Origin of the sequence: Paenibacillus sp. J5C2022, assembly GCF_025567625.1 — a bacterium.
Classification (GTDB): Bacteria; Bacillota; Bacilli; order Paenibacillales; family Paenibacillaceae; genus Pristimantibacillus.
The window spans coordinates 383,793-390,755 of record NZ_JAOQJC010000001.1 but is presented as its reverse complement, the minus strand read 5'-3'; the positions used below and the strand labels follow the sequence as shown (position 1 = coordinate 390,755).

Annotated in this window: 4 protein-coding genes; 3 read left to right on the top strand and 1 reads right to left on the bottom strand. The window is 52.5% G+C overall.

Annotated elements, in window-relative coordinates; translation table 11 throughout:
* Positions 1–81 precede the first annotated feature (81 nt).
* The 3 genes from M6D81_RS01830 to M6D81_RS01820 all read left to right on the top strand — a co-directional run bounded on the left by M6D81_RS01830 (position 82) and on the right by M6D81_RS01820 (position 6,077).
* On the top strand, positions 82–726 hold the full coding sequence (locus tag M6D81_RS01830; RefSeq protein ID WP_262675071.1) for an HAD family hydrolase: 645 nt from the start codon (positions 82–84) through the stop codon (positions 724–726).
* A 35-nt stretch (positions 727–761) separates the two neighbouring features.
* Positions 762–1,553, top strand: coding sequence for an aminoglycoside phosphotransferase family protein (locus M6D81_RS01825; RefSeq protein ID WP_317259084.1), 792 nt, complete (start codon positions 762–764; stop codon positions 1,551–1,553).
* A gap of 99 nt (positions 1,554–1,652) precedes the next feature.
* Entirely contained in the window at positions 1,653–6,077 is a 4,425-nt protein-coding gene (locus M6D81_RS01820; RefSeq protein WP_262675070.1) for a carbohydrate binding domain-containing protein, read from the top strand.
* A 17-nt stretch (positions 6,078–6,094) separates the two neighbouring features.
* Here M6D81_RS01820 and M6D81_RS01815 read toward each other — a convergent pair whose 3' ends face one another.
* Positions 6,095–6,955, bottom strand: coding sequence for a carbohydrate ABC transporter permease (locus M6D81_RS01815; RefSeq protein ID WP_262675069.1), 861 nt, complete (start codon positions 6,953–6,955; stop codon positions 6,095–6,097).
* Positions 6,956–6,963: the final 8 nt, after the last annotated feature.

Below are 6,963 nucleotides of genomic sequence, written 5' to 3'. Positions count from 1 at the left end.
AGCATTATACATTCGGAGTGGCCTGAGGTGAAAGCGAGACTTGAAGGCATGCTGTTAATCTGAAGTGACATAGGGGATCGGATGAATAAATATAAAGGGATTATTTTTGATATGGATAATACATTATTGCGCTCCGACATTGATTTTGAATCCATGAAGCGGGCTACTCACGACTATTTGTTGAAGAAAGATGTATTGCCATCGCCTCTTGATCTTCATAAGCATACTACGGCAACCGTGATACAAGCAGGGCAAGCGTCGCAGAAGCTAACCGAGGATATGTCGGCCGAGATGTGGAGCATCGCAACGAAGTATGAAATACAGGGGATGCATAATGCGCCGCTGGAGCCGGGAGTGATGGAGCTTCTTAACGAGCTTCACGGGCATTATTGCATGGTTGTTGTGACGAATAATGCGATAGATGCAGCGAAGCAGGCGCTTACGGATAATGGTATTATCCATTTGTTCGACTTGCTTATTGGAAGAGAAATGATGAACGAGCTGAAGCCTTCACCATCGGGAGTTATCTATGCCCTGAAGCAATTCAACCACTTAAATACCGAAGATTGGGTGTCGGTTGGCGATGCATGGGTTGACGGGAGAGCGGCGTTGGATGCGGGCGTCGACTTTATTGCGTATCGGAGCGACCGGGAGAAGTTATGTGCCAACGGCGTTGCGCCAATGGCGGAGATTCAGGAAATACATGAGCTGCTGCGATATGTATGAGCTTTAATTACAAATTCCATTCGAGGTGACGTAAGCTGCTTAAAATAGGAGAAGGTAGAACGGCGGATATCTACGATATAGGAAAAGGCAAAATCTTAAAGCTATATAAGATAGGGTTCCCTAAGCAGGCCATCGACGAAGAGTACTTGAATAGTCAATACGTGTACGCACTGGGAGCGGCGGCACCCGAGCCTTATGAAAGAGTTGAAAACGGTGAACGTTACGGGATTGTTTTCCAGAAAGTCGATGGTACGACCGTTCTTCAGCAGATTGTGAACGATCCGCCGAATATCGAACAGTATGCTTATATGCTGGCGGAAACTCATGTTCAACTGCATCAGATGTCTGCCGACAGGATGGAAAGAAAACAGAAAGCGGCGTTAGCACAGCAAATTGCAAAAACAAATCGGCTGACCAGGGCGGAGAAGGACGCTGTGCGGGGTCATCTCGAACGCTTGCCGGACGGGATGCAGTTGTGCCACGGCGATTACCATCCTGGCAATGTGATTGCTGGCCGCAAGTCTTGGGTAATCGATTGGATGTCCGGCATGTCCGGCCATCCTTGCGGCGATGTCGCCAGAACGTGGCTACTGCTGACGTTCGGCACTGTTCCTGATGAGATGCCCGAGAAGGAAGGCAAGCAGTTAAATCTAATGCGAAGACGGCTGACCGAGATTTATTTGAACAATTATGTAAAGCTGTCGGGAGCTACACAATCTGGCATTGAGGAATGGTTGTTGCCGATGGCAGCCGCGAGACTGGACGAGTGGATACCGGAAGCAGAATTGAACACCCTAACTGCATTCGTGCAGGGCCGATTACGTTAAAACATCATATGTTGACATCAAAAGTCATAAAAAAGCATGTATATTGACCGATTCTTTCTGTATCCTTCATTTGAATGCGCTTACATTACTAGGAGGGATATGATGAGGAAGAAGGCTATATTATGCGTGTTGCTGTGCGTCCTGATTTGGCCGCAGCTGGTGTGGGGGGCCGATACTAGCGTAGATGAGCTGCAGCAGTATGACCAACCCATTAACTTCGGCAGAGGGGTGTCGGAATCGCCGGATGGAGGTGCGCTCGCATGGGGCGAATCGTATTATTTGAAGAGCTACATGAATATGTATGACGCAACCGGCGACAAGGTCTGGCTGGACAAGATGACCGATCACTTCGACCGGATGCTGCTCAATGCTTGGGATCACAATGGAGACGGATACAAGGGCTGGCCCGATATTCGCTATGCCCATAATCAAGTAAAGAATGGACAATTCGCTATCGAAGGCTCATTGGCAGGAGATGAGGCCGAATTACTAATGAATGGATCGTTCGAGGTCGATTCTGATCTGAATGGCATACCAGATGGCTGGCAGCAGGAAGGCAACCCGTTATCGGGCTCTCGCTCTGTCTTGCCGGATGACGTATTCCATGGTTCTGCGGGCTTCATATTGGAGAGCGACGGTGCACAAACGAACCGGCTGGTGCAGCAGCTCGATTACGTGCCTGGGGAGACTTATGTCGTGGAAGGCTTCTCTGGCGTAGACACGGAGAAAACGCAAGCGAAGATCGAAATATATCATGAAGCCGGCAATAAAGTGCTTGGATACGTTCGTATACATCATGTCGGCTATGAGCGTCAAGTATTTACCTTCCAGGCGCCGCAGCTTGGTGCCGTTCAATTACGGTTAAGCCTGGAGCACTATGATCAGCCGGGCTATAAGGCGAGATTCGATCAGCTAAGCGTGAAGCCGGTTCGCACATCCGATTCCGATGGGGGCGGCTTTCCTCTTCTGTTGAATGGCGGCTTCGAGGACGTCGACTCGCAAGATTCGACGATGCCGGAGCATTGGTCGCGCTGGAGCAACTCTGTGTCCCAGAATGTCTATCTGACTTCGGACGCATATGCCGGAGACTATGCGTTCGCGGTTACGACAGACGCTTCGTCGTGGGAGATTGCCGAGCAGGAGATCTCCTATACGCCGTCCGAGAAGTATACGGTATCCTTCCATGGCAAGGTACTGCAGGCCGCGGGGGCAGGACGAGTGGAGGCTTATAATGCAACGGATAATATCAAAATAAAATCCGTTCTGTTCAATCAGACCGATTGGCAAGCGCTCTCCTTCACGTTCACTGCGCCGGAGCAAGCCGGAAAGCAGCTGAAGATCCGCATCTATCAGTCGAACTGGCAGCTGCAGGGATTCACCTCGATCGTCGATGAGTTGACGGTCACGCCCTATCAGCCGCAGCTGCTTATGAACGAAGGGATGGAAGCGGTTGACAGTGCGGACCCTACTATGCCGGAGCATTGGTCGCGCTGGAGCTATTCGGTGACGGACAACGTGTACAGGAGCGGAGCTGATGCTCACTCCGGCAACTACGCATTGGCTGTCACGACGGACAACACCTCATGGGAGGTGGCCGAGCAGACAATCGGTTACGAGCCCGGGGAGACGTATGCCGTCCAATTCTGGAGCAAGGTGCTGGGGACGGCAGCGGGCGGAAAGGTGCAAATCTATAATGCGACCGACAATGTGATGCTGGCCACAACGACCTTCTACGCAGCGGAATGGAAACCCTATACCTTCACATTCACAGCTCCGAATGCGGAGGGAAAGCTGCTGAAGCTGCGCTTGCTTCAAACGGATTGGCAGCTTAACGGACATACGGTTCTGTATGACGATTTCAGTATGAGCAAGGTCCTGATTAAGCCTGCTCTACTCGAGAATGGCGGATTCCAGTTCGCGGACAGCCAGGATTCCACAATGGCGGCAAGCTGGTCGCGAACATCGGGGGCGAATGCAAGCGATGTCTACGTGACGGAAGCGCTCAACACCTACTATACAGGGAATAAAGGGCTTGCTATCACAATCGGACATGGCGCATCCCAGCAGCTGAATACGGAGTCCGGCACGAAGTATGTATTGCAATATAGAGGCCGGACATCCAGACCGGACGAATCGGCCAATGTCGACATCTTCAATGTGACGGATCAGACCATTCTGGCATCGGCGCATATAAGCGGGCCCTCATGGCAGAAGCGTGCACTTGTCTTTACAGCACCCCATGAGAAGATGCTGGAGCTCAGACTGCACGCGACAGGCGAGCAGAGTAGCGGGAATGACGTCTATTATGACGATATCGCCATTAATGAAGTCGTCGCAACACTGCCTGCCGGTTGGCAGCTGCTTGATACAGATGTTGCGCAAGCGCACCGGACTAACGACACATCAGTCTATTACGAGGGTGGTGCGACGAATACGAACGATTGGGTGCTGGAGCTGCTGCATGACGGCGTGAGCGAATCTGTCATCACGCAGCAACTGCATAACTACGTTCCGAATGTTCCGTACGCATTCGCGATAACCGGACGGGTAAGCGATGGGGCAACAGGAACAATACGCGCACGCGACCTGACGACAGGAATAGAGCTCGCATCAGCATCGTTCCAGAACAACGAGAAATTCGAACGGATATCTGCAGGCTTCACAACGCCGGCTGAAGGCCATGACATTCGTCTGGAGATAGCCCTAAGCGGCGGATCGAGCGGCGACAAGCTGTACGCCTATGATGCGATGGGCGGGCAGCTATGGGAGCAGATGGTGCATGAGGGGATTATTATCGCGCCCGTACTGCGATTCGTGAAGGCGATCTATGATGATGAGACACTGCATGAACAATACTTAAGCAGAGCGGATGCATACCGTGACTTCGTGGTGGACAATCTTGTTCATAAGTGGGACCCGTATTGGAAGCAGATTAGCGGAATAGACGGTGCGAACAATGGTCGGGGAACCTATATTTTCCCGCCGGGGTTCAGCACAGAGTGGTTCCCTTCCCGCAGTCTGCCGCATAATCAGTACCTGGCTTACGCCGTCATGCTTCATCTCTTGTACGATGTGACGGAAGATGCAGCCGAGTATGCAGCTGAACGCCCGTTATACTTGAGCAGAGCGAATGACATGAATCGGACGTTCAAGGAGACGTTACGCGAACATCCCTTGAACGCATCTCTCGGGACGGACGCGTATCTGTGGAATTACTGGGACAATCTGGGCGTATGGGATGACGGCCATTACTACACTTCCAACCAGGAGGATATGTCTCATGCCGCGCTTACCTTGACCGGTCCGCTAGAGGCATATGCCTATAATCAAGTGTTCGACGCGGAAGACATGGTGAAATTAACGCATACCTTTACCGACATTATGTGGAATCAGAGTCTTGTCGACCCCGTGCTGTCCTGGTACAATTCGCGGCAGCCAGCCTACACGGTAGATCAGATCAGAACGAGACAGTTCCACCATTGGATGGACTTCGCCCAATTCGATCCTGTCGTATGGGAGATCGGCAACGCTGTATGCGAGACGGGCTTATGCTCGAATTATATCGCCTCCGGCGTAGCGAAGTGGAGCCGGAATAAAGTCGTCAATGGCGGGTTCGAATTCGCGTCACCCGCTTCATCCTCCTTGCCGGGCTATTGGACAGCATCCTCAAGCGCCGGCACAGGTGATGCGATCTACCGGAGCAGTACGGAGGCATATCGCGGGGCTTGGTCGGTTGCCATTCCGAAGAACGGTCCCGAAGTTCATCGACTGCAATACCGCATGCAGCATTATGAACCGAATACAACCTACGAGTTGTCGTTCTTCGGGAAGACGGACGGAAGAGCAATGGGACGGATCGAGGTCGTGAACGAGACGGATCAAGAAGTGCTGAAGGGAAGGTACTTCAGAAGTGAGGAATGGAGCGGTGAGCAACTGACATTCCGAACGCCGGAAGCAGCTGGCAAGGAGCTGTACATCTCGTTCGCCGCACACGAGAACGAGCATCTGGACGGCATCGTCTATGTCGATGAAGTACGCGCTTACCCGTCGCTTCATCGCTCTCAGCTGCCCAACAGCGGCTTCGAGACGGCAGATAGATGGGATGAAGCGTGGCCGCGTTATTGGCGGCGAGGCGAGACGACGGAAGCAGGTCTTATTCAGCTGGATGCGAGCGTCTCCCAAGCCGGAAGCCAATCCTTAAGGCTGGAGAGCGCTGCAAGCGGAGCGGAGCAAGAGGCGATATACGAATGGACCGGTTATCTGCCCGGATCAATCTATCAATTGTCCGCATACGGGAAGGCGGAAGGCAGCAGCGAGGGAAGCATTCAAGTGATGGATACGGCAACGAATGAGCTGCTGGCGGAGGGGGGCTTCTCCGACAGTGAATGGCGGAAGCTGTGCATCACATTCGCTGCTCCCGCGGAGCACGATCACAAGCTGAAGGTGATCATCACGCATGACGATCCCTCGCAGCCTGATCAGACCTTATGGGTGGACGAGATTGGCATTGTGCAGGCCGATTAGCCGGATACCTTGCAGCCTTATCCCTTAACGGAACCCAGCATCGCGCCTTGAACGAAGTATTTCTGCACGAACGGATAGAGGCAGATAATTGGAAGAATGGCCACATACACGGTCGCGTACTTAATATTCAAGCTCATCACGGCCAGTTCTTCCGCCCCTGTCGTCGTCGTCTGTGCAGCCATATCGCCCTGTATCACGATATTGCGGAGAATAATCTGCAGCGGGTACAGGGCTTTCTCGTTCAGATAGATGAGTGCAGGGAAGAAGCTGTTCCAATGGGCGACGGCATAGAACAGGAACATCGTGGCCATCACGGGCAAGGATAGCGGCAGCACGATTCGGATCAAGGTGCGGAATTCGCCTGCTCCGTCAACAGTGGCCGACTCATGCAGCGAATCAGGGATGTTCTGGAAGAACGTGCGCATCAGAATCATATTGAATACATTAATAGCGGTCGGGATCAGAATCGCCCATACCGAGTTCACCAGGCCGAGCGAGTGAACGACCATGTAGCGGGGGATAAGACCGCTGTCGAAGAACATCGTCAGCACGACGAACAGGGAGATCAAGGAGCGACCGTACATATACCCCCGCGACAACGGGTACGCGCATAACGCGGTCATGATCAAGTTAATCGCGACGCCTCCGGTTGTATACATGAGTGTATTGGCGTAAGAACGCAAGATGGAGGGATCAGCCAGAATGACATCGTAAGCTTGCAAGGTGATGTCCTTGGGGAAGAAGTAGACCTCGCCGCGCGAGACGGCATCCCCGGCGCTAATCGAGACGATTCCCATGTAATAGAGCGGGTAGAGTGTGATCAGTATAAGAAAGATCATGAATAAGATATTGCAAATATCGAATATTCGGCCGCGCATAGGAAGGC